Here is a 1,933-nt window from a genome sequence, read left to right on the forward strand (position 1 = left end):
GCGAGATCTGGCGCCGGATGGCCCGGGTGCGGGTGCCGTCGCTGGTGGTGTGGGGCGAGCAGGACCGCATCGTGTCCCCGCGGCTGGCCGCGCGGACCGCGGTCACACTGCCCGGGGCGCGGCTGCTGGTGCTGCCCCGGGCCGGGCACGTCGCGCAGATCGAGCGGCCCGCGGCGGTGGCCGACGCCGTCGCCGCGCTGTGGGACACGGTGCCGGTCGGAGCGGGTGCGGGAAGATGACGCGCACGTGGCGCGTTGAGACGCCCTGAGACCCGCACGCAACCCGCGAGGAGTGGACGAGATGGCGCTACCGCCACTGGTGGAGCCGGCAGCCGAGCTCACCAAGGACGAGGTGGAGCGGTACAGCCGCCACCTCATCATCCCCGACGTCGGGATGGACGGGCAGAAGCGCCTGAAGAACGCGAAGGTGCTGGTCGTCGGCGCGGGCGGCCTCGGCTCGCCCGCCCTGCTGTACCTGGCCGCCGCGGGCGTCGGCACCCTGGGCATCGTCGAGTTCGACGTCGTCGACGAGTCGAACCTGCAGCGTCAGGTCATCCACGGGCAGTCCGACGTGGGCCGCCCGAAGGCCGAGTCGGCCCGCGACTCGATCCGCGAGGTCAACCCCTTCGTCGACGTCCGCCTGCACAACGAGCGCCTCACCAGCGAGAACGTGCTGGACGTCTTCCGGGACTACGACCTGATCCTGGACGGCACCGACAACTTCGCCACCCGCTACCTGGTGAACGACGCGGCGGTGCTGCTCGGCAAGCCCTACGTCTGGGGCTCGATCTTCCGGTTCGAGGGCCAGGCGTCGGTCTTCTGGGAGGACGCCCCGAACGGGCAGGGCCTCAACTACCGCGACCTCTACCCCGAGCCGCCGCCGCCCGGGATGGTCCCGTCCTGCGCCGAGGGCGGCGTGCTGGGCGTGCTCTGCGCGTCGATCGGCTCGATCATGGTCAACGAGGCGATCAAGCTGCTCACCGGGATCGGTGAACCGCTGCTCGGCCGCCTGGTGATCTACGACGCGCTGGAGACCACCTGGCGGCAGGTGAAGATCCGCAAGGACCCGGAGACGCCGAAGATCACCGAGCTGATCGACTACGAGGCGTTCTGCGGCACCGTGACGCAGGAGGCGCAGGACGCGGCCGCCGGCAGCACGATCACCGTCGGCGAGCTCAAGCAGATGATCGACGCGGGCAAGGACTTCCAGCTCATCGACGTCCGCGAGCCGCACGAGTACGAGATCGTGAGGATCCCGGGCTCGGTCCTGATCCCGAAGGACCGGATCCTGTCCGGTGCCGCGCTGTCGGAGATCGCCCAGGACAAGCCGGTCGTGCTGCACTGCAAGTCCGGCGGCCGGTCCGCCGAGGCCCTCGCCGCGCTGCACAAGGCCGGGTTCCGCGACGCCGTCCACGTCGGCGGCGGGGTGCTGTCCTGGGTCAAGCAGATCGACCCGTCGCAGCCCACCTACTGACCGGGGCCGACCCGCTCCGCCCTACACCGACGGCCGCCGTCACCGGTACACCCGGGACGGCGGCCGTCGCCGTTCCTGGTGTGGCACAGCGTGACCGCTCATCGATCGCACACGACTGTCCGAGTGAACATCGTCCGTTCAGCCCTGCATTTCGCCCGTTGGGCGAAACATGTCGACCGATCGCCGCGACATGGGGATGCACGCGATCACTAGGTCGGGAGGACGCTCGGTGGAGGACTCGCTGCGCACATGCGCCCTGCAGGGGTGCGACGCACCGTTGGAGCCCACGGGGGACGTGTCCGGCGACCGTCCACAGCGGCGCTACTGCTCCGCAGCCCACCGGCTGGCGGCCCGCCAGGTCCGCCGGGCCGCGGCACAGGCGGCGGGGGACCAGCGGCTCGCCGACACGCTGCCGTGGCTGCGTGAGCCCGAGGCCGTCGAGGCCGACGAGCGCGTGGAG

General features: G+C 71.3%; 2 protein-coding genes and 1 pseudogene. All 3 read left to right on the forward strand.

The genetic code is table 11. The annotated features are described in order from the left end of the window. On the forward strand, positions 1–239 hold a 239-nt coding region (locus GTW08_RS14750), incomplete at its 5' end, for an alpha/beta fold hydrolase (protein ID WP_161152075.1). Between the two features lie 61 nt (positions 240–300). Next, a complete protein-coding gene (gene moeZ, locus GTW08_RS14755; RefSeq protein WP_073578322.1) occupies positions 301–1,473 on the forward strand; it encodes an adenylyltransferase/sulfurtransferase MoeZ in 1,173 nt (390 codons plus the stop codon). 229 nt (positions 1,474–1,702) lie between these two features. Further along, a pseudogene (locus GTW08_RS14760) lies at positions 1,703–1,933 on the forward strand (hypothetical protein); the annotation flags it as partial.

This window comes from Pseudonocardia sp. SID8383 (assembly GCF_009864975.1).
GTDB classification, from domain to species: Bacteria; Actinomycetota; Actinomycetes; order Mycobacteriales; family Pseudonocardiaceae; genus Pseudonocardia; species Pseudonocardia alni.